This window comes from Cognatishimia activa (assembly GCF_001458335.1).
In the GTDB taxonomy this organism is placed as follows: domain Bacteria; phylum Pseudomonadota; class Alphaproteobacteria; order Rhodobacterales; family Rhodobacteraceae; genus Cognatishimia; species Cognatishimia activa.
This window is the reverse complement of the sequence record NZ_CYTO01000024.1, coordinates 566,769-591,971: the sequence shown is the minus strand read 5'-3', so window position 1 is coordinate 591,971 and position 25,203 is coordinate 566,769. Positions and strand designations below refer to the sequence as shown.

Genomic DNA, 25,203 nt, shown 5'->3' with positions numbered 1-25,203 from the left:
CGCGCTTATTCCGCAGCTTCAATTTCACCACTTAAGATAGGCAACTGCACCTCAAATACAGCCCCCTGCCCTTTGCCATCCGGCGCCTGCCCATTGCGAGCGGTCAACCGTCCCCCTAGGTCGTTCACGATCCCCGAGGAAATGGCAAGCCCCAGCCCAACCCCATCGCCGGGCTGTTTGGTGGTGTAAAATGGTTCAAACAGGCTATCGAGATCCTGAATACCCGGACCATTGTCGCGCACGGTCAAAGTGGCAGTTTCACCGGCAGCCAGCAGGACTTCGATCTCTGGGTCATCTACCCCTTTGGTGGCATCAAGGGCGTTGCGCAACAGGTTCACCATCACCTGTTCAATGCGCACCTGATCCCCCATGACCATCACCGGATCATCAGGAATGATACGGCTGATTTTAACATGTCTCTGGCGCAGTTGCGGCTCCATCATCGAAAGCGCTGACCCGAGCGCACCCCCAAGTTCTACTGGGCGAAAGTCCTCGCCGCCCTTACGCGCGTAGCTCTTGAGCTGCTTGGTAATGGACCCCATGCGCTCGATCAGATCATCAATGCGTGTAAACGATGTCAGCGCTTCTTCCGGGCGGTTCCGCCTTAGCAAAAGTCGCGCACCAGCAAGGTAGGTTTTCATCGCCGCCAATGGCTGATTAAGTTCGTGGGAAACCGCGGCAGACATCTCGCCCAAAGCGGCCAGTTTCGAGCTCTGCGCGAGGCTTTGCTCTGCCACTTCAAGGCTCATTTGCATGCGTTCACGCTCGGCGATTTCTCGCTGCAGCCTATGGTTCAATGCGCGAAGGCTCGCCGATTCACGTTGAAACAACGCCATACGCAACGCGTTCTTTCGGCTGAGAAAATAGAAGGCCAGCGCCAGTAGAATGGCGAATCCCATGATTTCCAGCGCAAGCACCGCATTCACCCGTTCGCGCACAGAGGCATAGGTGGTGAAACTGGCCATCTGCCACCCCCTGAACGGGATGCGGGATTCCTTGCGCATCACCGCCTCGCCCTGCACATACGCGTCCGCGGAAAGTGACGTCCAATCCGAAGTCGCCTGAATAGCCCGTTCAATGGCCCCTTGCGCCGGTTGGCGCACAAGTGCCGCCTCTTCCGTCAATCCACGCCAGCGCGGCTCGGTCGCAAGGATGATGGTGCCCTCTGAGTCAGTCACGAGCACCGCATCGGAAATCCCCGCCCAAGCGCGTTCGAACTTCTGTAGATCCACCTCAACAACGATGACCCCAAGCGCTACATTCTGGTTATCCAGACGACGCGAATAGGTAAAACTATAGCCCACCCCTTGCCGTGGCTCGACGGTGAACACCGTTGCATTGGCGCGCATCGCATCGACAAAATAGGCCGATTGCCGGTGATTTTCGCCCAAACGGTTGCGATCCGTCGCCGCAACGGTACGTCCATCGGTATCGAGCAACACAAGCGACGCCGCACCAATTTCTTCAACAAAAGAGATCAATCGCGCTGTGGACGAGCTAAAGTCCCCGGTTTCCAAGGCGCGGATCAATTCCGGGTCCCGCGCCAAAAGCTGGGGCACGATTGCACTGCGACGCAGTTCCGAAAGCAGGTTCCCGGAATAAAGCGCAAGCCGTAGTTCTGCGCGGTTATGGGTGTTTTGGGTGAACCGGTCCGTCAGCAGCGCGTTGGTGAACCAAATCACTGCGCCTGCCACCACCGTCAGCAGCAAAATCGACGCGCGTACGCGCCACGAGATCGTCCGCAGTCGACTAGGTTTGGTGCTATTCAAAGTTTCCCCGCTCATAAGCGGTACGGTACGCCGCCTGAGCGGCGCACTCAAGTCAGGCTGTGACCACTTGGTCCATCAATGCGCTAAACATTGCCGTCCCATCGGTGCCGCCATGGCCGGAATCCGCCGCGCGCTCTGGGTGAGGCATCATGCCAAGCACCCGCTTGTTCGCAGAGAGCACACCCGCAATGTCTTCCACGGACCCGTTTGGATTGTCGGTGTAGGTGAAAGCAACGCGGTCGTTGTCTTTCAACAAAGACAGCGTATCAGGATCCGCAAAGTAGTTGCCATCATGGTGCGCGATCGGGATATCGATCACGTCACCGGCATTGTAGCCAACGGTGAAAGCGCTCTGAGAAGTTTCAACTTTCAAGCCTACCGTCCGGCAGATGTATTTTAGACCCGCATTACGACGCAACGCGCCGGGCAAAAGACCGGTCTCTGTCAGGATCTGGAAACCATTGCAAACACCCAAGGCGTAACCGCCCGCTTGAGCATGTTTCACAACCGCGCGGCAGATCGGAGAGTTCGCAGCAATCGCACCACAGCGCAGGTAGTCGCCATAGGAAAAGCCGCCAGGAACACCAACAATATCGATGCCTTCAGGCAGCTCAGTCTCTTTGTGCCACACCATGGTGACATCTGCTCCGGCGCGCTCAAATGCCACCGCGAGGTCGCGGTCACAGTTTGATCCCGGAAAAACAACAACCGCCGCTTTCATTAGGACAGCTCCACCCGGTAGCTTTCGATCACGGTGTTCGCCAGGAGCTTCTCACACATGTCGGTCACAGTTGCCTCGGTGGTGCCTTCCGCCAAGTCCAGCTCAATCACCTTGCCCTGACGCACGCCTTCTACGCCGTCAAAGCCAAGGGAACCGAGCGCATGGCGCACCGCTTCACCTTGTGGGTCCAAAACACCGTTTTTCAGCATCACATAGACACGTGCTTTCATGTCATTTCTCTCCAGCTCGTCAAGAAACCACCCTCTGGCTTCTTCTTTGCAAAAATACTCAAAAAGCCCTGCCATCGGCAGGGCCTTCCCTTAATTGATCAGCGTCGGCTTGGTCACCGGCGTCGGGTTCTTCGGCAGAACCCCAAGACGATGTGCGACTTCGGTATAAGCATCGGTCAAATTGCCCAAATCCTGACGGAACACGTCTTTGTCGAGCTTCTTACCGGTCTCAATATCCCACAAACGGCAGCTATCAGGGCTGATTTCATCGGCCACAACCAAACGCTGGAAGTCACCTTCAAACACCCGACCCACTTCGATTTTGAAGTCGATCAGTTTGATGCCAACGCCATACATGACACCGGACAGGTAGTCATTCACGCGCATTGCGATTGAATAGATGTCGTCCATATCGTGCTGGCTCGCCCAGCCAAAGGCCGCGATATACTCTTCTGGAACCAGCGGATCACCCAGAGCATCGTCTTTGTAGCTATATTCGATGATCGGACGCGGCAGCTTTGTGCCCTCTTCCATACCCAAACGCTTGGCCATCGATCCAGCGGCAAAATTGCGCACGATGATTTCCAGCGGAACAATCTCGCAGCGGCGCACCAGTTGCTCACGCATGTTCAGGCGCTTCAGGAAGTGTGTCGGAACGCCAATCTGGTCCAGACCCAGCATGAAAAACTCGCTCAGGCGGTTGTTCAGCACACCTTTGCCGTCAATCACATCTTTCTTCTCAGCGTTAAACGCTGTGGCATCATCCTTGAAGTATTGCACAATGGTGCCCGGCTCTGGACCTTCATAAAGAACCTTTGCTTTGCCTTCGTAGAGTTTTTTGCCGCGTGCCATGAGAGCTCTTTCCAGATGGGCGGGAACCGACTCCCCGCTTCTTAGGCGCTCTTTAAGCTATGAATAAACATGCCGCAAGGTCGGCTTACCTCTTGCGACATCCGTCGCAGATGCGCATATCATTAAGAGAAACGCGTTAAGTTCCAAGAGGTAGGACATGAACACATTTGACGACCGCGAAACAGCATTTGAAGCGAAATTTGCACATGATGAAGAAATGACCTTCAAAGCCGAAGCGCGCGCCAACAAATTGTTGGGCCTGTGGGCGGCTGAAAAGATGGGCATTTCCGGCGATGAGGCTGAAGCTTATGCCAAAACCGTCATCGTGGCCGACTTTGAGGAGGCAGGCGATGAGGATGTGATCCGTAAAGTCACAGCGGATTTTGAAGGTAAAGTCACTTCTGACGAGATCCGCGCGAAGCGCAAAGAGTGCCTGATCGCCGCCAAAGGACAGCTTGCTGAAGACCCCGACGCGTAAACGGGACTTCGAAAACTGTTGCAAAAACAACCAAAAGGCGAGCGGATGACGTGTCGCATCGCGCTCGCTTTAAACCTCCTTTAATCCGGACATTGTTAATATTCCCGACAACCTTCCGCGCCGAACGCGACGGAGGGATCAGAATATACTGAGGACTAGGATTTTGGGGCAGGCAATCCGTCGCACAAGAACTGTGCTGCGGCATACTATTCCGATTGGGATCGGGATCGTTTGCTGTTGGGCACTTTACAATCAACTCCAACATATTGATTTCGCGCAGCTTTGGGGCGCGGTCATGGCCGTGTCGCTGTGGCAATGGGCGCTGGCCTTTGCTGCGACCGGGGTCAGTTTTTGGGCCGTCGCGCGTTATGATGTGATCGCTCATCGCCATTTCCGAACGGGCGTTTCTGACCGGCGCGCCACGCTTACTGGTGCTGCGGCAATTTCAGTTGGTCAGACCACCGGCGCAGGTGCCGTGGTTGGCGCGTTCATACGTTGGCGCATGCAACCGGGCCTGGGTCTTGTGAAAAGCGCGAAGATCACCGCGTTTGTAACACTTGCTTTCTTGGCATCTTGGGCAGCGATCACCTCTATCGCTGTGCTCATTCTGCCAGCCGCTGACATTCCGCTCGCCATTCCGTGCTCGGTTCTGGCCATTCTAACAGGCCTTGCCGGCATCGCCTTCTTAAACCCTGTGTTGAAACGTGCAGGACAAGATGTTGAAATGCCGACACTTCCCGCCATGGGTGCCTTGCTGGGCTTCTGCCTATTGGACGTCGCAGCAGCGGCCTTAGCGTTTTGGATCCTTGTGCCAGCAGGCGTTGATATCAGCTTTGCCGCCCTCTTCCCGATTTATCTGATTGCGCTCGGCGCAGCTATCCTTTCAGGCACTCCCGGCGGCGTCGGCCCATTCGAGCTTACAGTCCTTGCGATGCTTCCGCATTTCCCTGAAATGGAGCTGATGGCCGCGATCCTCGCGTTCCGGATGGTTTATTACGCCATCCCTGCTGCAATCGGCGGTATCATGGTGCTGCGCCCCATTGCCCGCGGCGCTGATGGTTGGGCAGAGAGCGTCAACGGCTGTATCGACACCGCTTTGACCAATAAGTCAGCGCGTGCCGAGCTGGGTGTTGTGCGCCAAAACGGTGGATCCATCCTGCATTGCACGGCCGGTGCATGTGGCGTTGTTCGGACAGGCCAAACGCTAACGACAATTTTTGATCCAGTGATTGGAGATTCCTCCGATCTCGCCGCTCCCCTAAAGCGCATTGCGCGCGAGCAGAACCGCGTTGTGTGCAAATACAAAATCTCCCGCCGTCATGCACTGCGCGCGCGCCGCGAAGGCTGGACCGTACTCCATGTATCCGATGAAGCTCTGATCGTACCAAGCGACCACGCACTTGAAGGTTCAAAGTACCGTCAGCTGCGGCGCAAATTGCGTCAGGCGGAAAAGGCTGGTGTTCAGATTGCAATCGCAAAAGACACCCTTCCCTTTGAAGATATGGCGCAGATCAGCGAAGCCTGGGAAGCCCGCAATGGCGGTGCGCGCGGGTTGTCGATGGGCCAGTTCGAAGCAAGCTATGTCTCTGGTCAAGCGGTATTTTTGGCTTACCTTGGCGAGCAGCTCATCGGCTTCGTAAGTTTTCATAAAACAAGCCACGAATGGTGCTTAGACCTCATGCGCGCCACTGATGATGCACCGGACGGAACGATGCACCTCCTCGTACAAACAGCCATTGAGGCGGCAAAACACGAAAACGTCTCGTGTGTTTCCCTCGCCGCTGCTCCTGCGGGCGCTTTGACACATCACAATTGGCTTGAAAAATCCTTGCGTCGGAACTTCTTTACCAAAGCAGGCGGCCCAGGTTTGCGTCAATTCAAGGCTTGCTTTAACCCACGCTGGCAACCGCTTTACATGGCGGCGCCTGGACCTGCGCAACTCGCCTTGGCGGCAGTTGACCTGATCCGCTCGGTCAAACGCGCCTCACCCAAGCCAGTTCCTGTTTACGCTGAGGCAAAAACACCAACATTCCCAGCCGAGTAAACTGGCTTTCATAATCATCGTGAAGAGATTGCAATTGTCCTCCCTGTGCCAAACTGGCATTGGGAGGAATATTTTTGCGACTCGCGCCTAGGACACACCAATGACAAACGCTCTGACAAAACTGCTTGAAACCCGCGACTGGCTGCTGGCCGACGGGGCGACGGGCACGAACCTGTTTAATATGGGCCTGATGTCTGGTGACGCACCGGAGCTTTGGAACGCGGATGAGCCCGCTAAAATCAAAGCGCTTTACCAAATCGCTGTGGATTCTGGCAGCGACTTGTTCCTCACCAATTCTTTCGGCGGAAACGCATCTCGTTTGAAATTGCACGATGCTCAGAACCGTGTCCTTGAATTGAATCGAATAGCTGCAGAACTGGGTCGCGAGATTGCAGATGCCGCAAATCGACCCATTGTGGTCGCGGGTTCCGTTGGACCGACTGGGGACATCATGGAGCCTGTCGGTGACCTTTCCCATGCTGATGCAGTGGAAATGTTTCATGAACAGGCAGAAGGATTGAAGGAAGGTGGTGCCGACGTTCTTTGGCTGGAAACCATTTCCGCTCCTGAAGAATTCAAAGCTGCTGCGGAAGGGTTTGCGCTTGCAGATATGCCGTGGTGCGGCACCATGAGCTTTGACACTGCTGGTCGCACCATGATGGGCGTGACATCTGCGGATTTGGTGAAACTGGTCGAAGAATTGCCAAACCCACCTATCGGCTTTGGGGCCAATTGTGGTGTTGGCGCTTCTGATTTGCTGCGCACAGTCTTGGGCTTCTCTGCACAGGGGACTGAACGCCCAATTATTTCGAAGGGCAATGCCGGTATTCCAAAATACGTAGATGGACACATTCATTACGATGGCACACCGACATTGATGGCTGACTATGCGGTTATGGCGCGTGATGCAGGCGCGACGATCATCGGCGGCTGTTGTGGCACTAAAGGAGAGCATTTGGTGGCAATGCGCGAAGCGCTTGAAACACGCCCTCGATCTGAACGTCCAACTTTGGAATCAATCGCAGATCAAATCGGTGGTTTCTCGTCCGCACAAGATGGCACCGAAGACGACGGCGGAGCGCCGAAACGCAGACGTCGTCGACGCAGTTAATACGGTTCGCTAACTAGACTTATTCAAACAAACTCAATTGGTTGCCCTGTTCAAAGGGCACCGTGAATAAGTCCGTTCGCAGCGCCGGCAAAGATTTACTCAGCCCATTGCGCCGCATCGCTAAAGCCGCGCGGTGGCTCATGATCTCGGCAAAATGCCCTTCACCGCGCATGCGCTTCCCCCATTCCGGGTCATAATCTTTGCCCCCGTGCATATCTCGCACTTGAGACATCACCTTTTTGGCGCGGTCAGGAAAATGTGCGTTCAGCCATTCCTGAAACAGCTCAGACACTTCCAACGGCAATCGCAAAGAAATCCAACTGGCCGCGGTCGCTCCTGCTTGCGCACCTGATCCAAGAATACGCTCAATTTCATGATCATTTATGCCGGGCACAACCGGTGCCATCATCACCCTGACAGGGATACCCGCTCGGGTCAGCCGCTCAATCAAAGCCAAGCGTCGGTTAGGCACAGGTGCACGGGGTTCCATCAGCCGAGAAATGCGCGGATCCAAAGACGTGACGGAAACCCCGACCTGCGCCAAGCCATTGGTGGCCATATCTGCGAGAATATCGACATCGCGCTCGATCAAAGTTCCCTTTGTCACAACCGTGACAGGATGCTGAAACGCACGCAGCACTTCCAAAATGTGACGCATCAATTGGTATTGCTTTTCAATTGGTTGGTAAGGGTCGGTGTTGGTCCCAATAGCGATGGGTGCTACCGGGTATCCGCGCCGCCGCAACTCTTTATCCAAAAGTTCCGCGGCATTTACCTTGGCAATCAACTTCGTTTCAAAATCCAATCCCGGTGAATAGCCCAAATAGGCATGGGTCGGGCGAGCGAAACAATAGATACAGCCATGTTCGCAGCCCCGATACGGATTGATCGATCGATCAAAGGGCAAATCCGGTGAGCTATTGCGTGTAATGATCGACTTGGCGTGCTCTTCTTCCACATGGGTTTTGAACGCCATCCGGTCTTCTTCAATATCCCAATCATCATGGGTTTCGACTCGTTCTGATTCTTCATAGCGGCCACTGAAATTCGTCAACGCTCCCCGGGCTTTACGGCGGGTTTCATCGATTTTTAGCGTGGTTTGAGAAAAAACATCATCCGACATGGCTAAAGACTGGAACAAAACAAGAACAAATGCAATCCGGCACATGATTTCGATGAATCTTTTTCGCCTGCAATCCCCGAATTTCCTGTCTATAAGTCGGAACTGATCTCGCCGAAGTCGCTATTAAGACAGGCACCGAACCAGAAAACTGAATAAGTGGATGTCAGGAAAACGAACATCCGTAGGAACCTTTGAATGTCAGACGAAGAAGAAATCATCCTGTCGGAACTCAACGACGACGAGCTCGTCGATCAGATGTTTGACGACCTTTACGATGGTCTGAAAGAAGAAATTGAAGAAGCAACTAACATCCTTCTGGAACGTGGTTGGGAACCTTATGACATCCTGACCCGTGCCCTGGTGGGCGGCATGACCGTTGTTGGTGCTGACTTCCGTGACGGTATCTTGTTTGTACCAGAAGTGCTTCTGGCGGCGAACGCGATGAAGGGCGGTATGGCGATCTTGAAGCCATTGCTGGCAGAAACCGGCGCGCCTCAGATCGGCAAAATGGTTATCGGCACTGTGAAGGGTGACATCCACGATATCGGCAAGAACCTTGTGGGTATGATGATGGAAGGCGCTGGCTTTGAAGTGATCGACATTGGCATCAACAATGCTGTCGAAAGCTACATGGAGACGCTGGAAGCAGAACAGCCTGACATCCTTGGTATGTCCGCTCTGCTGACCACCACTATGCCTTACATGAAGGTCGTCATCGACCATCTCGTGACCACAGGCAAACGTGACGACTACATCGTACTTGTGGGCGGTGCGCCGCTGAACGAAGAGTTCGGCAAAGCGATTGGCGCAGACGCCTATTGCCGTGACGCCGCTGTAGCGGTGGAAACTGCCAAAGAGATGATGTCACGCAAACACAACCAAATGAGCGCTTAAGCCCGTTTTAGATCTCCCCTGATCATGGCCCGCGCTTTCCAGCGCGGGCTTTTCTTTTTGGAGGCGCAAATGACTGACTTCACCGACCAACAGCTGACCGAAGAAGGTTTAGCGCCCGCTGCCTCAAAGGGCCGTATCCTTCTGATCGCCTGCGGTGCCTTGGCGCGCGAAATTGTTGATCTGAAAAAGGTCAATGGTTGGGACCATATGGAGCTTCAGTGCCTGCCGGCGATCTATCATATCCATCCGCAAAAAATCCCCGATGCGGTGCGCGATGTGGTCACGCGCGAAAAGAACAATTTTGATACGATCTTTGTGGTCTATGCCGATTGCGGCACAGGCGGCATTCTCAAAAGTCTCTGTGCCGAACTGGGCGTGGAAATGATTGCCGGACCGCATTGCTACAGCTTCTTTGAAGGCAATGAACGATTTGCAGAAGTTTCAGCAGATGAGATCACTACCTTCTATCTAACAGATTTTCTGGTCCGTCAGTTTGACGCTTTTGTCTGGAGGCCGATGGGGCTTGATCGCCATCCAGAGCTTCGGGACATGTATTTCGGCAATTACGAGAAGCTTGTTTATCAAGCCCAAAAAGAAGATCAGGCTCTGATCGACAAAGCAAAAGACTGCGCTGAGCGACTTGGACTTGCTTTTGAATATCGCTTCACTGGCTATGGAGATCTTGAGACGTCGTTGGAATCCGTCTCAAAATCAAACGCTTAAACCAGCGATGTTACCCAAAGGATATTTGCGTCATCATCGCTCAGTGAGATTACGTTGTGGCCCATAGAGCCGTCATAATACGCGCTGTCACCACGGCGCATTTCTACCGGCTCATAAAATTCGGTGTAGAGCTTCACGACACCGGTCAGCACGTACAAAAACTCTTCGCCGTCGTGCCGCACCCAGCCATCAAACTCATCCATACTGCGCGCACGAACCCGCGCACGGTATGGCAGCATGTTCTTCTTGGTCAGGTTCTCTGCCAAAAGCTCATGTTCATAGGTCGTTGTCGGGCGTGCAGCGCCCTGGCCTTCTTTCGTGAAAACCATGCGCCCATTCACCTGGCCTTTGACGGGCGGTGTAAAGAGCTGTGGAACCGAAATCTCTAGTCCTTCGGCAAGCTTCTTGAGCGCATCAAAGGTCGGGGACATCTGACCGTTTTCAATCTTTGACAGGGTCGAACGCGCCAAACCCGCTTGGTTGGCCGCTTGTTCTAGCGTCCAATTACGGGATTTGCGCAATTCGCGCACGCGCATACCCAAGTCCAACGGTTCGGCTTCCTCTTGGCTGCCGTTTTCCCGCGCTACTTGGATCAAAGATTTCGGTGTCAGTTCGCTCATACCTTGTCATTAGGGCGCAATGCTGCAAACATCAAGCCTATCACGTAGCGGAAAAAGGTAAGGATATTGCGCTGTTGTGCAAAGCCCAGTAGCAAGCCCATATGCTTTCGGTCTTTGATAAAGGCGCGCTACCACCCTGCCCTGCGCCATTCAACATGGCGCAGTATGTGTTGCGTCACGCTGCCGATCTGAGCGAGAAAACTGCACTTTCAGTTGTCAGTAAAGGCAGTGCGGAAAATTACAGTTTCGGCGAGATAGAAAGCGCCGTTCTAGGTATCGCACAGGGCTTTCTGGATCTTGGGCTCACCGCTGGTGACCTAGTCCTCATTCGCCTTGGAAACACGGTTGATTTCCCAATCACCTATCTCGCGGCGCTCGCAGTGGGTCTGGTGCCCGTTCCGACCTCTAGCCTCCTGACCGATCGCGAAGTGGACAAAATGCTGGATGAGCTAAAACCAGCATTGGTCGTCCACGCACCTGGCATCGCCATCGGCAATCCAGAATGTCTGTGCTTAGCTCAGTCAAACTTGGTGCCGCTGAAATCAGGCCCGAAAGCACAATACCAATTGGGTGATCCAAACCGGTTAGCCTATATCGTCTACACCTCCGGCACCTCAGGTCAGCCCCGCGCGGTCATGCACGCCCATCGCGCCATCTGGGCACGGCAAATGATGTTTGAGGATTGGACGGGACTTTCTAAAACCGACCGGCTGCTTCACGCGGGGGCGTTCAACTGGACCTTCACTTTGGGCACTGGCCTGATGGATCCGTGGAGCCTTGGGGCCACCAGCCTGATCCTAGAGCCCGATACAGATATAAATGAGATCGGAGGCATCCTAAATACCCATCAAGCAACGCTTTTCGCTGCGGTGCCCGGCATCTTCCGAAAGCTTCTGCATTCAAAGGATTTGCCCAGCTTTCCAGCATTACGCCACGCACTGTCTGCAGGAGAGAAGCTCTCTGAACCCCTGCGCGAACAGTGGAACATACGAACAGGCACCGACATTCTCGAAGCCTTTGGAATGTCTGAATGCTCCACATTCGTATCACACGCCCCCGGCCGCCGCGCTGCTGAGGGCGCTTTAGGTCGGCCGCAAACCGGGCGACACGTTGCACTGATAAATGACACAGGCCCTGTTCCGATTGGCGAAACGGGCCAAGTCGCTGTGTCAAAGGACGACCCCGGCCTCATGCTTGGCTATTTGAATGCCCCCGAGGAGACGCAACATCGTTTTCAAGGTGACTGGTTCCTTACGGGCGATCTGGGGTGCATGGACGAAGACGGCAGCATTCATTACGAAGGCCGCGCAGATGACATGATGAATGCGGGTGGCTTCAGAGTATCGCCATTAGAGGTAGAACACGCGCTTGCTGCTTGTCCCGGCCTGCAACAAATCGGCGTCACGGATGTCGAAGTCAAAGCCGACACCCATCTGATCGCCGCCTTTTATGTCGCTGACGAAAATGTAACCCAGGCGACGCTCGAAACCTTTGCCAAAGACACACTCGCCCGTTACAAGCAGCCCCGCATTTATCAACGCGTTGACGTTTTGCCGACAAACGCCAATGGTAAGCTCAACCGCAAACGGCTGCGCGCCGAGTATAAGGCCCCTTCCAATGGATCCGATCAAACTTGATATCATGTCCGACCCGATTTGCCCTTGGTGCTATATCGGTAAGACCCTCCTAGAGCGCGCCTTGGAACAAGAAGGCGATCACCCGTTTCTGATTGAGTGGCATCCCTTCCAATTGAACCCTGACATGCCTGCGGGTGGCATGGACCGGGCCGAGTATTTGGAAACCAAATTTGGCGGCCAAGAGAATGCGGTAAAGGTGTACTCACAGATCGTCGAGCATGCGGAAGCGGCGAACATCAAGTTGGATGTAGGAGCCATCAAACGCACACCCAACACTTTGGACGCGCACCGCCTGATCAGTTGGGCCAAAATCGAAGGCAAGCAAAACGCCATCGTCGATGCGTTGTTCCATGCTTATTTCATCGACGGGCGCGACATTGGCGATCACGAGGTTCTCGGAGATCTTGCTGACAGCGTCGGTATGGATGCGGCTGTTGTGCAACGCCTTCTGAAAAGCGATGCAGACGTGGAAGAGATTAAACAAAGGGACGCAACCGCCCGGGAAATGGGCGTTAATTCAGTGCCAACCTTCATTGTTGGCGGCCGTCACGCGGTACCCGGTGCGCAACAGCCAGAACTGTGGCGCAAGGTGATCGCAGAATTGCGCGAGCAGCAAACCAGCAACGCGTGACCCAATAACCGCTTGTATTTCAGCGCCGACCAGATAGGTTGGCGCTAACGGTCCCGCATTTCGAGGGACCTTTTCTTGTTCTGGAATACTCTCATGACCACACCGCGCCGCCTTTCGCAGCCGGAGTTCATTGCGTTGCTCGCAATGCTTTTTGCCACGATCGCCTTTTCCATCGATGCGATGCTGCCTGCACTGACACAGATCGGCCAAGAGCTCAGCCCGTCTGAACCAGAGAACGCCACGCTGGTGATCGGTATTTTTGTGCTGGGCATGGGGATTGGTACTTTTGTGGCGGGTCCTTTATCCGACGCATATGGTCGAAAACCCATCATTCTTGGTGGTTTCGCCATTTACACCGTGGGCGCGCTTTGGGCTGGCCTCGCCTCAGATCTGGATCAGGTCCTGATGGGACGCTTCTTGCAAGGCATTGCCGTTGCTGGTCCTCGTGTAGCGGGTCAGGCGCTGGTGCGTGATCTTTATTCAGGCGAACGTATGGCCTCGATCATCTCGTTTGCCATGACGATTTTCTCTCTGGTGCCCGCCATTGCGCCTGCGCTGGGTCAGATGATCATGCTTGGTTTTGGTTGGCGTGCGATCTTTTTTTCCTTCGCACTTTTTGCGTTGATCCTCTCGCTTTGGGTGGGCCTGCGCCAGCCAGAAACCCATATTGGAGACGCGCGACGGCCCGTTTCCTTCACTTTGGTGAAAGAGGGTTTCATCGCCTGCTTCGCGAACCGCGTGTTTCGATACGCACTGGTTGCGCAGATCTTTATCTTCGGCTCTCTCTTCTCAATGGTGGCAACGATCCAGCCGATTTACGTCCAGTCTTATGATATAGGCAGCAGTTTCCCAATTTTCTTTGCGGCGTCTGCCCTGATCGCGATGCCTGCAAACATGGTGAACGCGAGATTGGTGATGCGGTTTGGCATGCGCATTATGATCAAATCGGCGCTCATCGGCATTGTGGCATCAACTGTGATCGCCCTCGCGCTTTGGGCCCTAGGGTTGATGAATGTCTGGGTATTCTTTGCATGGTCCACGACTTTGTTCGTGTCCATCGGCTTCACGCTGGGCAATCTTAATGCCCTGTCGATGGAACCTTTGGGCCATGTGGCCGGCATGGCGGCTTCGATCAGCGGCGCGGTCTCAGCCATCGCCGCAGCGGCGCTTTCCATGCCGATCAGCCTCAGCTTTGACGGCACCCCGCTGCCATTGCTGTTAGGCGTTCTGGTGTTTGAAGCGATTGCTCTGGCAGCCATGCTACGCCTTGGACCGCGGGTCTTGAGCGAGGCCTAAAGGCCTCGCCTCTAAACTCGCGCTTTGTGCGCAAGATCGCGGGCAATGGCGAAAGCACCTTTGATCTTATCCGAGTCTTTTTTCCAATCCCGGCGCACGACGATCTTATTCTCTTTGATCTTCGCTAGCCCTTTTTGATCGGTTATAAATTCCACCAACCCTTGCGGGGACTTAAACTTGTCATTGTGGAACTGAATGGTCGCGCCTTTTGGCCCGCCATCCAGCTTCGCGATACCCGCTTTCTTACACATCGCTTTGATGCGCACGACCAAGAGCAAGGTATTGACTTCGCGCGGCAATTTACCAAAGCGGTCAATGAGTTCGGCGGCAAAGCCTTCCAATTCGACCTTGGTGGTCAGTCCACTCAAACGACGATATAGGCCAAGACGTACATCCAGATCGGGCACGTATTTCTCTGGGATCAGAACCGGCACACCCAGATTGATCTGCGGCGCCCATTGATCGTCATGCTCTGATAGGCCTTCCAGCTGACCCGCTTTGATCTTAGCAATCGCGTCTTCCAGCATGGATTGATAAAGCTCGTAACCCACATCGCGCATCTGACCCGATTGTTCTTCGCCGAGCAGATTGCCCGCCCCGCGAATATCGAGATCTTGGCTTGCCAGTGTAAACCCAGCGCCCAAGGTATCCAGTGAGCCAAGAACGCGCAGGCGTTTTTCGGCTGTTGCTGTCAGTTTCTTACGCGGTTGCGTCGTCAGGTAAGCGTAAGCGCGCGTTTTGGAGCGACCCACACGACCCCGGATTTGGTAAAGCTGGCTTAGACCAAACATATCCGCGCGATGCACCACCATCGTGTTCGCGGTCGGAATGTCCAGACCGGATTCCACAATGGTCGTGGCCAGCAACACATCATATTTGCCGTCATAAAAGGCGTTCATCCGATCATCGAGCTCACCCGCTGCCATCTGACCATGGGCGACCACATAGGTCAGCTCTGGCAATTGCTCTTTCAGGAATTCTTCGATCTCTGGCAGATCGGAAATGCGCGGCACCACATAGAAGCTCTGACCACCGCGATAGTGTTCTCGCAGCAGTGCTTCCCGAATAGTGATCGCATCAAATTCACTGACATAGGTGCGGATCGCCAGACGGTCGACCGGCGGCGTGCCAATGATCGACAGGTCACGCACGCCAGACAGAGAGAGTTGCAGAGTCCGAGGGATCGGTGTCGCGGTCAGGGTCAGCACGTGAATATCAGAGCGCATTTGTTTCAAACGCTCTTTATGTCCAACCCCAAAATGCTGCTCTTCATCGACAATCAGCAAACCAAGGTCCTTAAAACGCACGGATTTTGCCAGAAGCGCATGGGTGCCGACCACAATATCAACGGTCCCTTTGGCAAGCCCCTCGCGGGTCTGGTCTGCTTCTTTGGCAGAGATGAACCGTGACAAGCCACGCACTTCCAATGGGAAACCCCGGAACCGTTCTTGGAAGCTTTTCAAGTGCTGACGCGCCAGCAGAGTGGTTGGCGCAATCACCGCCACTTGCACGCCCGTCATGGCCGCCACAAAAGCAGCCCGCATAGCTACTTCAGTTTTACCAAAGCCCACATCACCGCACACCAAACGGTCCATGGGTTGACCGGCGGTCAGGTCATCCAACACGTTTTCGATTGCTGAAAGTTGATCATCGGTTTCTTGATACGGGAAGCGCGCCGCAAAGCTTTCCCATGCATGATGAGGCGCTTCCAACACCGGCGCTTTGCGCAAGGCGCGTTCGGCAGCCACGCGGATCAGCTTATCCGCCATCTCGCGAATACGCTCTTTGAGACGGGCTTTCTTAGCCTGCCAAGCGCCGCCACCCAGCTTATCAAGCAGGCCTTCATCATGGCCATAACGTGAGAGCAGTTCGATATTCTCTACGGGCAGATAAAGGCGCGAACTCTCGGCATATTCAAGGCTCAAGCATTCATGGGCTGCCCCGGCAGCGGAAATCACTTCCATCCCATGATACCGCCCGATCCCGTGATCCACATGCACCACCAGATCGCCGGGTGACAGCGATTGTGTTTCAGTCAGGAAGTTCTCAGCACGGCGCTTTTTCTTTGGCGCGCGGATCAACCGGTCCCCAAGCACGTCCTGTTCTGAAATGACCGTTAGGCCCGGTGCTTCAAAACCGTTTTCCAGCGCCCAGACTGTCAGATACAGGCCCGATTTTCCAATCGATTTGGCATTGTCGATGAGGATCGTTTCGGACAGACCTTCATCTTCAATAAGCCCCGAAAGCCGCTCTCGCGCACCTTCAGAATATGACGCCACAACAACCGGTCCATCCTGAAGTTTTGCTTTCAGATGATCCGCCAAGGCACCGAAGAGGCTAATATTTTCCTGCTGACGTTCTGGCGAGAAGTTCCGCCCAATCCGCCCCATACTGTCAATCGCGCCAGGACCCGACGCTTGCGGCAGCGGCTTGAAATTCAGAACGCGCGTATTGTAAATCGCCTTGGTCCAGGCACTGTCATCCATATAGAGCAGCTCAGGAGGCACCGGTTTATAAACGGAATCAAGCCGCGTCTTTTGCTCAAGCGCGTGTTTGCGGGTTTCGTATTGATCCGCGACAGAGTCCCAACGCGCGAGACGCACCGCGTCCGTTTGATCATCCAGCGACACGGACGCATCTGGCAGATAATCAAACAGCGTCTCAAGCTTCTCATGAAAGAAGGGTAGCCAATGCTCCACCCCTTGATGCTTTTTCCCTGCAGAAACCGCCTCATAAAGTGGGTCATCCGTGCCAGCAGCACCAAACTCGATGCGGTAATTCTGGCGGAACCGCGTGATAGCAGCCTCGTCTAGAATGACCTCAGAAACCGGCGCAAGTTCAATGATATCAAGCTTTTCCGTGGTGCGCTGGGACACAGGATCAAACCGGCGCGCGCCATCAAGGACGTCACCAAAAAGATCAAGCCGCACAGGGCCGGTATCGCCCGGAGGAAAGATATCAATAATGCCGCCGCGCACCGCATAATCGCCCGGTTCCATCACCGTTGGCGCTTGGGTAAAGCCCATACGGACCAAGAACGCGCGCAGCGCCTTTTCATCCACGCGGTAATCCACCTGCGCCCGAAACACCGCGTCTTTTAACACTTCACGCGCCGGGACACGCTGGGTCGCGGCATTCAGGGTCGTGAGCAGCACAAATTGCTTGGGCATGGCCCCATGCAAAATCCCCGCCAAGGTCGACATGCGCGCAGCAGAGATATCTGCATTGGGCGACACGCGGTCATAAGGCAAACAATCCCAACCTGGAAACGTCACAACGGGCATGTCTGGTGCAAAGAATGCAAGCGCGGCCTGCATGGCCGCCAACCGCTTGTCATCGCGCGCGACATGGATGACCGGGCCACCGGATTTGGCGACCTCATCTAAGATCAACTTGGCATCATAGCCTTCCGGCGCGCCGCCGATGGTCACGTGGTTCTGTTGCATTTGAGCGTCCTAATACCCTGCCTGATTGCTGGTCTGGCTAGCCAAGTGGAGATATCTGGAAATTCTGATACATGCCCCACATGGAGGTCACGAAAATGGACATAGTACCAATCAATTGAACATAAACCCGATGCCGCGCCAGCCGTTTGTAAAGCTCTTCTCCGCTTGAGGCATCCGCTTCAATGCCGCGCGCTGTCGCAAGCGTTAAAAGGCCGACAAATGCCAGCGGGAAAAAAATGAGAAACGTCGCCTGCGCAAATTCGATCCGGTAATAGAACCCAAGCACAGCAACAATGCTCAGCAAAAAGCAGCCAAAAGAGGTCATCCACAACCCGGAAACACGGCTGATATACATCAAACGACCCACGTTAATGCGCACGAGATCATGCAAATCGTCTTCATGTTGCCCTCCCTTACGCCGTGCCCGCAGCACAAGATCATAAGGCACCCCAAGGATCCAATGGCTGGCCGAAGACCAAATCACCGCCAGCATGATCCAGAACCACAGGTTGGAAAAACTGCGCAGATCAATCAGTTCGAGTACGGTTTCATACCAATTCAAGGGATAGGTCCTTCGTCATGAGCGCCCTCACATACCCTGCAAGCGCGGCAATTCCTACCCTTGTCGCGAAGGAATATCCGTGGCAACTCATTAGCAACACTTTGAGAGGTTAACATGCGCCCAAAAGTTGCATCTTTCCCCGCAGCGCGCCTGCGCCGCACCCGCCAATCCAGCGCCATTCGTGCTTTGGTGCAGGAAAACACTTTGTCGGTTTCAGACCTGATCTGGCCGGTCTTCGTGCGTGACGGTGAAGGCATTGAGGAACCCATCGAAAGCATGCCGGGCGTTGTCCGTTATTCGGTGGATCGCGTGGTGGAAGCGGCAAAACAAGCACACGATCTGGGCATTCCAGTGATTTGCCTGTTTCCTTACACCGACGCTGCGTTGAAGACCGAAGACTGTGCAGAGGCTTGGAACCCGGAAAACCTTACCAACCGCGCGACACGAGCTATCAAGGCGGCCGTTCCCGATATCGCTGTCATGACGGATGTTGCGCTAGATCCCTATAACATCAACGGCCATGACGGATTTGTGGAGAACGGCGAGATCGTCAATGACCGCACAGTTGAAGCTTTGGTCAAGCAAGCGCTCAGCCAGGCAGATGCAGGCGCTGACATCATTGGCCCTTCAGACATGATGGATGGGCGCATTGGCGCGATCCGCACGGCGCTTGAAGCCGCGGGCCATCAAGATACGACGCTGATGAGCTATTCTGCAAAATACGCCAGTGCTTTCTATGGCCCGTTCCGAGATGCGGTCGGCGCATCAGGGGCATTGAAAGGTGACAAAAAAACCTACCAGATGGATCCGGGCAACGGGGATGAGGCGCTGCGCCTTGTGGAGCGTGATCTGCAAGAAGGTGCGGATATGGTGATGGTCAAACCCGGCATGCCATATCTGGATATCTGCACCCGCGTGAAATCCACCTTTGGCATTCCGACCTTCGCCTACCAAGTCTCTGGCGAATACGCGATGATCAAAGCGGCCGCACAGAACGGCTGGATCGACGGAGACAAAGCGATGATCGAGAGCCTTTTGGCTTTCAAACGCGCTGGTTGTGATGGGATCCTTACTTATTTCGCGCCTGATGTGGCGAAGGCCCTCGCCTAACACTGCAAAAATCAGCGCTAACTCGCTCAATTAACCCGGCTTTGGATGACAAGGCTTGGGCGATTGGCTATAGTTCGCTCAACGACCGCATAAATGCGGCGATTTGCAGTTATATTGGATACGGGCAAGATCATGACACGTATGAACAGACGAACTTTCGCGATGACCGCTTTGGCCGGTGCATCTGTGACCGCCGCATGCGGCAACGGGATTGGCGGCAATGGCGCGGCCACGATTGACGCGCGAGTCAGCCAAACGCTGAACCACATGTATAGCAAGTTCCCCAACACCGTGGATTTGGAAGCAAAATCCGCCGGTATGCTGGTGATGCCACTGGTGACCGAGGCGGGTCTGGGTGTGGGCGGCGCATTTGGCCGTGGGGCATTGCTGGTTGATGGTGTAACCGTTGACTATTATTCCAACGCCCGCGCCAACTTTGGCCTTCAGATCGGCGCGCAGCAATATGCCCATGTTTTGTTTTTCATGACTCAGGATGCGCTTTACAATTTCCGCCGTTCTAGCGGCTGGGCGGCAGGCGCAGATTTGGAGTATGTTGTGTCTGATCGCGGCGACAGCCTTGCTGCGGAAACCACGACACTCACCGCACCAGTTTTGGCCGTTGTCTTTGGACGTGCGGGTCTGCGTATAGGCGCGACACTCGAGGGTACAAAATACACCCGTATTATTCCCTAAAAGTTGGGGCCCTCGTCCTGACCGGGCGAGGGTACACTCAATCAGTCCAAAGCGCGCAAACGCTTGATCAGGCTCGACGTATCCCAACGCCCGCCACCGATTTTCTGAACATCTTTGTAGAATTGATCCACCAAAGCGGTAACCGGCAAGCTTGCGCCGGTCTCATCCGCTGTATCGAGACAAATCCCTAGATCCTTGCGCATCCAGTCAACCGCAAACCCGTGATCAAAGTGATCATCCAGCATGGTTTCGTAGCGATTGCTCATTTGCCAACTGCCGGCCGCCCCTTGGCTGATCACTTCAACAACGGACCGACCATCAAGACCAGCTTTTTCAGCAAAATGCAGCGCTTCTGACAGGCCCTGCACCACCCCCGCAATGGCAATCTGGTTGCACATCTTTGTCATCTGACCGGCCCCACTCTCGCCAATCCGGCGGCAAATGCGGGAATAGGCCTGCATGATTGGCTCGGCGGCATCATAAGCCTCTTGATCGCCACCACACATGACAGAAAGGACGCCATTCTCCGCACCGGCTTGGCCGCCAGAGATTGGAGCGTCGACGAAATTCAGCCCTGCTTCTTTCGCAGCACGATAAAGCTCTGATGTGACTTTTGCGGAAACCGTGGTGTGATCGACAAAAATGGCCCCAGGTTTCATCGCGGCAAATGCCCCGCTCTCTCCGACGCAGACCTGACGCAGGTCATCGTCATTGCCCACACAGGACATGACGAAATCCGCCCCTGCGACTGCCTCTGCTGGGGTCACACCCAAGGCGCCACCATGCTCGGCCACCCAAGCCTCCGCCTTGGCAGTGGTGCGGTTGAACACCGTGACATCGTAACCAGCAGCTTTCAGGTGACCCGCCATTGGATACCCCATCACACCAAGCCCCAAAAACGCGACTTTTGCCTTCTGCTCTGCCATGTGCTTTCCCCTTCCAACATTTCCCAGTAATGCAGTAATACTTTCGCAAGCATTACCCCGCGACGCAGTACGAATAAAGGCAAGATATGGCAGTGATTTTTAAATGGCTTCTACGAATCGTAAGTGGCCTTCTGGTGGTGATGGGATTGGCGGCTTCGCTGATCTATTATTTTGCCTCCCGCTCCTTGCCTGACTATGACAAAGACCTGCAAACGGGCTTTGTAACTGCGCCCGTCGAAATCGTTCGCAACAACGCCAATGTGCCGCATATTTTTGGCGCTCGGGATGAAGATGTGTTCTTTGGTCTCGGCTATGCCCATGCCCAAGACCGGCTATGGCAAATGGTGACCATGCGCCGCACGGCCCAAGGGCGTTTGTCCGAGGTGTTTGGCACGCAAACGGTGGAGATTGACCGTCTAATCCGCCGGCTTGATATCTATCCGTTGTCAGTGCAATCGGTCGACGCCTTATCTGACCACACACGCGCGATGATGAGCGCCTATGCCAACGGCGTAAACGCGCGCATCAATGAGGTGAACAGCGAAGCGCTTGGCCGCGGTGCACCCGAGATGTTCCTGTTCAATGCCCCTATCGCGCCTTGGCGGGTTGCTGACTCCCTCTCAATACAGCGCGTTATGGCGTTGCAATTGGCGGGTCATCTGGAAGAGGAGGTGCTCAGAGCGCGCATTTCATTGTTGATACCTGACGAGACGCGGCTTTCTGACATCATGCCCGACTTCCCGGGCGCGGGCATTGCTGCCCTGCCCGAGTATTCGGCGATGGTGCCCGGTACAAAACGCTATGTTGAGGCCGCGCCACGCGCCCACCACCCGCTGTCACCATTCAAACCCCGCGGTATGGCAGGTGCGTCAAACGCATGGGCCGCAGCCACCAACCGCTCGGCCTCTGGTGGCACGCTGATGGCCAACGACCCGCATCTGGAATTGAGTGCACCTGCCATCTGGTATCTGGCCCGTATGGAGCTTTCAAAAGGCGGCGTGATAGGCGGCACAATTCCCGGCATTCCAGCGGTTCTCACGGGGCGCAGCGACCGTTTGGGTTGGGGGCTGACATCTGCCTATCTCGACGACCAAGACGTTTTGATTGAAGAGCTAAACCCAGCCAATCCAAATCAATATCGCACACCAAATGGGTTCAAAGAGTTCCGCACGCGTAGCTCTATCATCAACATCAAAGACGCTGAGCCGATCACGCTAACTCTGCGTTGGTCGGACAACGGTCCGATCCTTGAGGGCAATCAATTCGACCTAAAGACCGTCACTCCCAAGGGCCACGTTGCTGCTTTAAGTTGGACCTCTTTAAGCCCACGTGACACATCAATGGATGCCGCGATTGGCCTGATGTACGCGGACGACGTACGCAGCGCGATTGCAGCGGCGGAAAAGTACATTGCGCCTGCCCAAAACCTAACTCTTGCTGATCGTGAAAATATCGCAATGAAAACCGTGGGCGCAAACCCACGCCGAGCGGCGTTGCACCAATCCAAAGGCCGTATGCCAAGCCTTGGCTGGCGCCCCGAAAACCGTTGGCAAGGCCGCCTTCCTTACGCCTCCAACCCCGAGTTCATCGCGCCAATCGGCGGTATAATCGGAAACACAAACAACAAAGTCATCGACCGGGCCTTCCCGCTGCACATGTCCTTCACTTGGGGTGACAGCCAACGCGTTCATCGCTGGGAGCGTTTGATGCAAGGGCGTCAAGTGCACACGCGTGATAGCTTTATCGAGGCGCAGCTCGATACTGTCAGCTTCACGGCGCGCAGCCTCTTGCCGCTCGTCGCCGCAGACCTTTGGTTCACGGGTGAAAGCGCACCAGACGGCACGCCAGAGCGCCAACGCCAGCGCGCCTTAGCGCTTTTGGCTGAGTGGAACGGTGAGATGAACGAGCATCTACCCGAACCGCTGATCTATTCCGCATGGATGCGCGCTCTTCAGACCCGTCTCATTAAAGACGAGCTCGGCCCGTTGGAAGTGGAGTTCACCCATGTCGAGCCTCTGTTTATTGAGCGGGTTTTCCGTGACGTAGATGGCGCTGGCGCTTGGTGTGACGTGATCCAGAGTGCTGCCGTTGAAAGCTGCTCCGATGTTGCTCGCCTTGCACTGGATGACGCGATCATCTGGATTGAAGAGAAATACGGCCGCAACCTGGAAAGCCTGCGCTGGGGCGATGCGCACCAAGCCACCCATGACCACCAAGTGTTGGGCGAAGTGTCTTTGTTGAAAGCCTTTGTAAACATCCGCCAATCCACCAGCGGTGGGGATAACACTTTGCAGCGCGGCAAGACCATTGGCAAAGGACCAGATCCGTTCCTGAACAGCCATGCAGCAGCCTATCGCGGCGTTTATGACTTTGCGGATCCTGACAGTTCTGTCTTTATCATTTCCACGGGTCAATCGGGTCACTTCTTAAGCCGTTATTACGACGACATGGCCCAGCTATGGCGTCGCGGGGAATATGTGCCGATGTCATTGGATGAAGACCTCGCGCGTGCGGCTGCGGTTGGCGTTACGAGGCTTCTGCCCTAAACGCAAAAAAAACCGCGCACCTGTTTTCAGATGCGCGGTTTGGTACCAAAATCCGTTAAGCTTAGGCCGCACGCTGGTCCGGATGGATCCATTCAAATGGCGCAACCGCGTCGTCCAGTTCCGTATGTGCAAGGGCATTGGTAAAGTTCGACAGGAGTTTAGAAGACAGGCCAACCAAGACCTCAAGCGCCTGCTTTCGATCATATCCAGCTGCCAAAAACGCCTCCAGACGCTCATCCCCTACATGGCCCCGCATCAAAAGCAGGTCCCGTGCGAATGTCCGCAGCGCTTCCAGCTTTGGATCTGCGAGTTCACGTCCATCGCGCAACGCTTCAATCACGTCCGCTGGCGCATCAATCATCTTCATCAACATGGTATGGCCAGCACAGCAATAATGGCAGCGGTTCTCAAAATTTGACGCCATCATCACCACCTGCTGCTCAAGTGGTGTCAGCGAGGTCTCTTCCGTGAACAATCGGTAGGTTTCGAGATATGCTGCGTAAGTTGCGGGCGCTTCGGCCATGGTCTGGTGGAGTTTAGGGTGAAAACCATAAGCCTTCTTAGATTGTTGCAGCAGCGGCACTGACGCGCTCGGCGCAGTGGTTTCGTCGTGATAGGTAAACATTTTTAATCCTAGTTTTTTAAGAATAGATTAGTTCTGGCGGCGCAGCCAATCAGAGATGGCAAGACCGATGGCTTTTGGGTGATCTTCTTGGAAGAAGTGCAGCCCTTGCCCGACGTAATGGGTTTCCAGTCCAGGGATCGTCACGCGGTACCATTCCACCGCTTCGGCAGGGGCAATGACGCCGGGCTCCACATAAAGCAGCTGAACCGGGAACGCGGGTGCTGCCATGCTGCGGGTGATCCGCCCCATCAGGTCAACACTGGTTTCAGGAGAGCCACCAATCGGCAGTTCGCGCGGCCACTGCAAAGTTGGGAAACGATCCGCCGGGCGTTCAAACGGCGCCCGATATGCGGCCATTGCTTTCTCACCAAGCGGGCGATTTACAAATCCCGGCAGCATTTGTTCGACGAACATGTTTTGCGTGATGACCAGCTCTTCACCCACATTAGGAGTGCGCAAAGCGCGCAGCGCCTCTCCGGTTTCACCCATGACCTCGTAACCAGGCAATGGGAAGGATGGCGGCAATACGCCTTCCATGAAGGAAAGTGCTGTGACTCGTTCAGGGTGACGGGATGCAAAGTCCCAAGCAAGCGCCGCCCCCCAATCATGACCCACAAGCGCAAACTCAGTTAGTTCCATTTTATCAATGAAAGCAGAGAGATACCGGGCATGATCTGCGAATGTATAAGCAATGTCAGGCTTGCCTGACCCACCCATACCAATCAGGTCCACCGCAATCGCGCGGTGTGTCTTGCCGACTTCAGGCAAAACATTGCGCCAGAGGTAAGACGACGTCGGATTGCCATGCAGGAAGAGCACTGGTGCGCCCTCGCCGGTCTCAATCCATGTCATGGTACTGTCCAGCACGCGCGTTTCCTGAACTGGAAACGGCTGGTCTTCAGAAATTTCGGGCACAGGGAGCTTCGGCTCCGCCCACCCAGTTAGCGCGGTCGCTGCCACAAGACAGGCCGCCAGAATGATCGGTCGTATCATTTTTGGTCCTTTTTGCGTTTTTGGACAAACCGATCCCGCGGCCACGCCCAAAAGGCGTGCCCCATGTACAAATCATGCGAGTTTAGCTTGACGAAATCAGTTTTGAACACCTATGTATAAAACATGGTGAACTGGTTTTGTCCATATATGTACAAAATGAAATTGTTCACGAA

22 protein-coding genes are annotated in these 25,203 nt (G+C 54.8%); 11 read left to right on the top strand and 11 right to left on the bottom strand.

Going from position 1 to position 25,203, the window contains the following annotated elements; translation table 11 throughout:
- Positions 1–5 precede the first annotated feature (5 nt).
- The 4 genes from TA5113_RS13960 to purC all read right to left on the bottom strand — a co-directional run bounded on the left by TA5113_RS13960 (position 6) and on the right by purC (position 3,572).
- On the bottom strand, positions 6–1,784 hold the full coding sequence (locus tag TA5113_RS13960) for a sensor histidine kinase (protein WP_058314291.1): 1,779 nt from the start codon (positions 1,782–1,784) through the stop codon (positions 6–8).
- A gap of 37 nt (positions 1,785–1,821) precedes the next feature.
- On the bottom strand, positions 1,822–2,490 hold the full coding sequence (gene purQ, locus TA5113_RS13955) for a phosphoribosylformylglycinamidine synthase subunit PurQ (protein WP_058314292.1): 669 nt from the start codon (positions 2,488–2,490) through the stop codon (positions 1,822–1,824).
- Positions 2,490–2,720, bottom strand: coding sequence for a phosphoribosylformylglycinamidine synthase subunit PurS (gene purS, locus TA5113_RS13950; protein ID WP_058314488.1), 231 nt, complete (start codon positions 2,718–2,720; stop codon positions 2,490–2,492). Before purS ends, purQ begins: the two co-directional genes overlap by 1 nt.
- Before the next feature lie 90 nt (positions 2,721–2,810).
- Positions 2,811–3,572 carry a phosphoribosylaminoimidazolesuccinocarboxamide synthase gene (gene purC, locus TA5113_RS13945; RefSeq protein WP_058314293.1) on the bottom strand — a complete coding sequence of 254 codons (762 nt, stop codon included), beginning with the start codon at positions 3,570–3,572 and terminating at the stop codon, positions 2,811–2,813.
- Positions 3,573–3,729: 157 nt separating this feature from the next.
- On the opposite strand from purC, the gene TA5113_RS13940 reads away from it, so the two are divergent.
- The 3 genes from TA5113_RS13940 (at position 3,730) to bmt (ending at position 7,205) form a co-directional block, all read left to right on the top strand.
- The gene (locus TA5113_RS13940; protein WP_058314294.1) at positions 3,730–4,050 is read left to right on the top strand and encodes a DUF1476 domain-containing protein; all 321 of its coding nucleotides are present in this window, start codon (positions 3,730–3,732) and stop codon (positions 4,048–4,050) included.
- A gap of 295 nt (positions 4,051–4,345) precedes the next feature.
- Positions 4,346–6,094: a phosphatidylglycerol lysyltransferase domain-containing protein gene (locus TA5113_RS13935; RefSeq protein WP_131726406.1), complete on the top strand. Its 1,749-nt coding sequence runs from the start codon at positions 4,346–4,348 to the stop codon at positions 6,092–6,094.
- A gap of 100 nt (positions 6,095–6,194) precedes the next feature.
- Positions 6,195–7,205 carry a betaine--homocysteine S-methyltransferase gene (gene bmt / locus TA5113_RS13930; protein ID WP_058314296.1) on the top strand — a complete coding sequence of 337 codons (1,011 nt, stop codon included), beginning with the start codon at positions 6,195–6,197 and terminating at the stop codon, positions 7,203–7,205.
- Between the two features lie 19 nt (positions 7,206–7,224).
- Here bmt and TA5113_RS13925 read toward each other — a convergent pair whose 3' ends face one another.
- On the bottom strand, positions 7,225–8,373 hold the full coding sequence (locus tag TA5113_RS13925; RefSeq protein WP_370736447.1) for a PA0069 family radical SAM protein: 1,149 nt from the start codon (positions 8,371–8,373) through the stop codon (positions 7,225–7,227).
- Between the two features lie 150 nt (positions 8,374–8,523).
- Between TA5113_RS13925 and TA5113_RS13920 the strand changes: the two genes are divergently transcribed.
- Both TA5113_RS13920 and TA5113_RS13915 read left to right on the top strand, forming a co-directional pair.
- The gene (locus tag TA5113_RS13920; protein ID WP_058314297.1) at positions 8,524–9,222 is read left to right on the top strand and encodes a cobalamin B12-binding domain-containing protein; all 699 of its coding nucleotides are present in this window, start codon (positions 8,524–8,526) and stop codon (positions 9,220–9,222) included.
- 69 nt (positions 9,223–9,291) lie between these two features.
- On the top strand, positions 9,292–9,945 hold the full coding sequence (locus TA5113_RS13915) for a DUF1638 domain-containing protein (protein WP_058314490.1): 654 nt from the start codon (positions 9,292–9,294) through the stop codon (positions 9,943–9,945).
- Here the strand turns inward: TA5113_RS13915 and TA5113_RS13910 are convergent.
- On the bottom strand, positions 9,942–10,565 hold the full coding sequence (locus TA5113_RS13910; protein WP_058314298.1) for a helix-turn-helix domain-containing protein: 624 nt from the start codon (positions 10,563–10,565) through the stop codon (positions 9,942–9,944). The genes TA5113_RS13915 and TA5113_RS13910 overlap by 4 nt on opposite strands.
- Positions 10,566–10,666: 101 nt before the next feature.
- Between TA5113_RS13910 and TA5113_RS13905 the strand changes: the two genes are divergently transcribed.
- From TA5113_RS13905 to TA5113_RS13895, 3 genes are all read left to right on the top strand, one after another.
- Positions 10,667–12,202, top strand: coding sequence for a class I adenylate-forming enzyme family protein (locus tag TA5113_RS13905; RefSeq protein ID WP_058314299.1), 1,536 nt, complete (start codon positions 10,667–10,669; stop codon positions 12,200–12,202).
- Entirely contained in the window at positions 12,183–12,833 is a 651-nt protein-coding gene (locus TA5113_RS13900) for a DsbA family oxidoreductase (RefSeq protein WP_058314300.1), read from the top strand. Before TA5113_RS13905 ends, TA5113_RS13900 begins: the two co-directional genes overlap by 20 nt.
- A gap of 93 nt (positions 12,834–12,926) precedes the next feature.
- On the top strand, positions 12,927–14,129 hold the full coding sequence (locus TA5113_RS13895; RefSeq protein ID WP_058314301.1) for a multidrug effflux MFS transporter: 1,203 nt from the start codon (positions 12,927–12,929) through the stop codon (positions 14,127–14,129).
- 11 nt (positions 14,130–14,140) lie between these two features.
- Here TA5113_RS13895 and mfd read toward each other — a convergent pair whose 3' ends face one another.
- Both mfd and TA5113_RS13885 read right to left on the bottom strand, forming a co-directional pair.
- A complete protein-coding gene (gene mfd / locus TA5113_RS13890) occupies positions 14,141–17,575 on the bottom strand; it encodes a transcription-repair coupling factor (protein WP_058314302.1) in 3,435 nt (1,144 codons plus the stop codon).
- A 37-nt stretch (positions 17,576–17,612) separates the two neighbouring features.
- Complete coding sequence (locus TA5113_RS13885) at positions 17,613–18,137, bottom strand: hypothetical protein (protein WP_058314303.1); 525 nt, start codon at positions 18,135–18,137, stop codon at positions 17,613–17,615.
- Between the two features lie 114 nt (positions 18,138–18,251).
- Here TA5113_RS13885 and hemB point away from each other — a divergent pair, with 114 nt between their 5' ends.
- Together hemB and TA5113_RS13875 are read left to right on the top strand one after the other, a co-directional pair.
- Positions 18,252–19,247 carry a porphobilinogen synthase gene (gene hemB, locus TA5113_RS13880; RefSeq protein ID WP_058314304.1) on the top strand — a complete coding sequence of 332 codons (996 nt, stop codon included), beginning with the start codon at positions 18,252–18,254 and terminating at the stop codon, positions 19,245–19,247.
- A 132-nt stretch (positions 19,248–19,379) separates the two neighbouring features.
- The gene (locus TA5113_RS13875) at positions 19,380–19,940 is read left to right on the top strand and encodes a lipid-binding SYLF domain-containing protein (RefSeq protein WP_058314305.1); all 561 of its coding nucleotides are present in this window, start codon (positions 19,380–19,382) and stop codon (positions 19,938–19,940) included.
- Between the two features lie 41 nt (positions 19,941–19,981).
- Here TA5113_RS13875 and TA5113_RS13870 read toward each other — a convergent pair whose 3' ends face one another.
- Complete coding sequence (locus tag TA5113_RS13870) at positions 19,982–20,866, bottom strand: NAD(P)-dependent oxidoreductase (protein WP_058314306.1); 885 nt, start codon at positions 20,864–20,866, stop codon at positions 19,982–19,984.
- An 86-nt stretch (positions 20,867–20,952) separates the two neighbouring features.
- Here TA5113_RS13870 and TA5113_RS13865 point away from each other — a divergent pair, with 86 nt between their 5' ends.
- The gene (locus tag TA5113_RS13865) at positions 20,953–23,412 is read left to right on the top strand and encodes a penicillin acylase family protein (protein ID WP_058314307.1); all 2,460 of its coding nucleotides are present in this window, start codon (positions 20,953–20,955) and stop codon (positions 23,410–23,412) included.
- A 61-nt stretch (positions 23,413–23,473) separates the two neighbouring features.
- Here TA5113_RS13865 and TA5113_RS13860 read toward each other — a convergent pair whose 3' ends face one another.
- Both TA5113_RS13860 and TA5113_RS13855 read right to left on the bottom strand, forming a co-directional pair.
- Entirely contained in the window at positions 23,474–24,037 is a 564-nt protein-coding gene (locus TA5113_RS13860; RefSeq protein ID WP_058314308.1) for a carboxymuconolactone decarboxylase family protein, read from the bottom strand.
- Between the two features lie 27 nt (positions 24,038–24,064).
- On the bottom strand, positions 24,065–25,030 hold the full coding sequence (locus tag TA5113_RS13855) for a haloalkane dehalogenase (protein ID WP_082625834.1): 966 nt from the start codon (positions 25,028–25,030) through the stop codon (positions 24,065–24,067).
- Positions 25,031–25,203 lie beyond the last annotated feature (173 nt).

Bases quoted from the DNA above. Each gene is read 5' to 3' on its own strand.
- TA5113_RS13960 (WP_058314291.1), bottom strand. From the start codon at position 1,784: ATGAGCGGGGAAACTTTGAATAGCACCAAACCTAGTCGACTGCGGACG.
- purQ (WP_058314292.1), bottom strand. From the start codon at position 2,490: ATGAAAGCGGCGGTTGTTGTTTTTCCGGGATCAAACTGTGACCGCGAC.
- purS (WP_058314488.1), bottom strand. From the start codon at position 2,720: ATGAAAGCACGTGTCTATGTGATGCTGAAAAACGGTGTTTTGGACCCA.
- purC (WP_058314293.1), bottom strand. From the start codon at position 3,572: ATGGCACGCGGCAAAAAACTCTACGAAGGCAAAGCAAAGGTTCTTTAT.
- TA5113_RS13940 (WP_058314294.1), top strand. From the start codon at position 3,730: ATGAACACATTTGACGACCGCGAAACAGCATTTGAAGCGAAATTTGCA.
- TA5113_RS13935 (WP_131726406.1), top strand. From the start codon at position 4,346: ATGGCCGTGTCGCTGTGGCAATGGGCGCTGGCCTTTGCTGCGACCGGG.
- bmt (WP_058314296.1), top strand. From the start codon at position 6,195: ATGACAAACGCTCTGACAAAACTGCTTGAAACCCGCGACTGGCTGCTG.
- TA5113_RS13925 (WP_370736447.1), bottom strand. From the start codon at position 8,373: ATGTGCCGGATTGCATTTGTTCTTGTTTTGTTCCAGTCTTTAGCCATG.
- TA5113_RS13920 (WP_058314297.1), top strand. From the start codon at position 8,524: ATGTCAGACGAAGAAGAAATCATCCTGTCGGAACTCAACGACGACGAG.
- TA5113_RS13915 (WP_058314490.1), top strand. From the start codon at position 9,292: ATGACTGACTTCACCGACCAACAGCTGACCGAAGAAGGTTTAGCGCCC.
- TA5113_RS13910 (WP_058314298.1), bottom strand. From the start codon at position 10,565: ATGAGCGAACTGACACCGAAATCTTTGATCCAAGTAGCGCGGGAAAAC.
- TA5113_RS13905 (WP_058314299.1), top strand. From the start codon at position 10,667: ATGCTTTCGGTCTTTGATAAAGGCGCGCTACCACCCTGCCCTGCGCCA.
- TA5113_RS13900 (WP_058314300.1), top strand. From the start codon at position 12,183: ATGGATCCGATCAAACTTGATATCATGTCCGACCCGATTTGCCCTTGG.
- TA5113_RS13895 (WP_058314301.1), top strand. From the start codon at position 12,927: ATGACCACACCGCGCCGCCTTTCGCAGCCGGAGTTCATTGCGTTGCTC.
- mfd (WP_058314302.1), bottom strand. From the start codon at position 17,575: ATGCAACAGAACCACGTGACCATCGGCGGCGCGCCGGAAGGCTATGAT.
- hemB (WP_058314304.1), top strand. From the start codon at position 18,252: ATGCGCCCAAAAGTTGCATCTTTCCCCGCAGCGCGCCTGCGCCGCACC.
- TA5113_RS13875 (WP_058314305.1), top strand. From the start codon at position 19,380: ATGACACGTATGAACAGACGAACTTTCGCGATGACCGCTTTGGCCGGT.
- TA5113_RS13870 (WP_058314306.1), bottom strand. From the start codon at position 20,866: ATGGCAGAGCAGAAGGCAAAAGTCGCGTTTTTGGGGCTTGGTGTGATG.
- TA5113_RS13865 (WP_058314307.1), top strand. From the start codon at position 20,953: ATGGCAGTGATTTTTAAATGGCTTCTACGAATCGTAAGTGGCCTTCTG.
- TA5113_RS13860 (WP_058314308.1), bottom strand. From the start codon at position 24,037: ATGTTTACCTATCACGACGAAACCACTGCGCCGAGCGCGTCAGTGCCG.
- TA5113_RS13855 (WP_082625834.1), bottom strand. From the start codon at position 25,030: ATGATACGACCGATCATTCTGGCGGCCTGTCTTGTGGCAGCGACCGCG.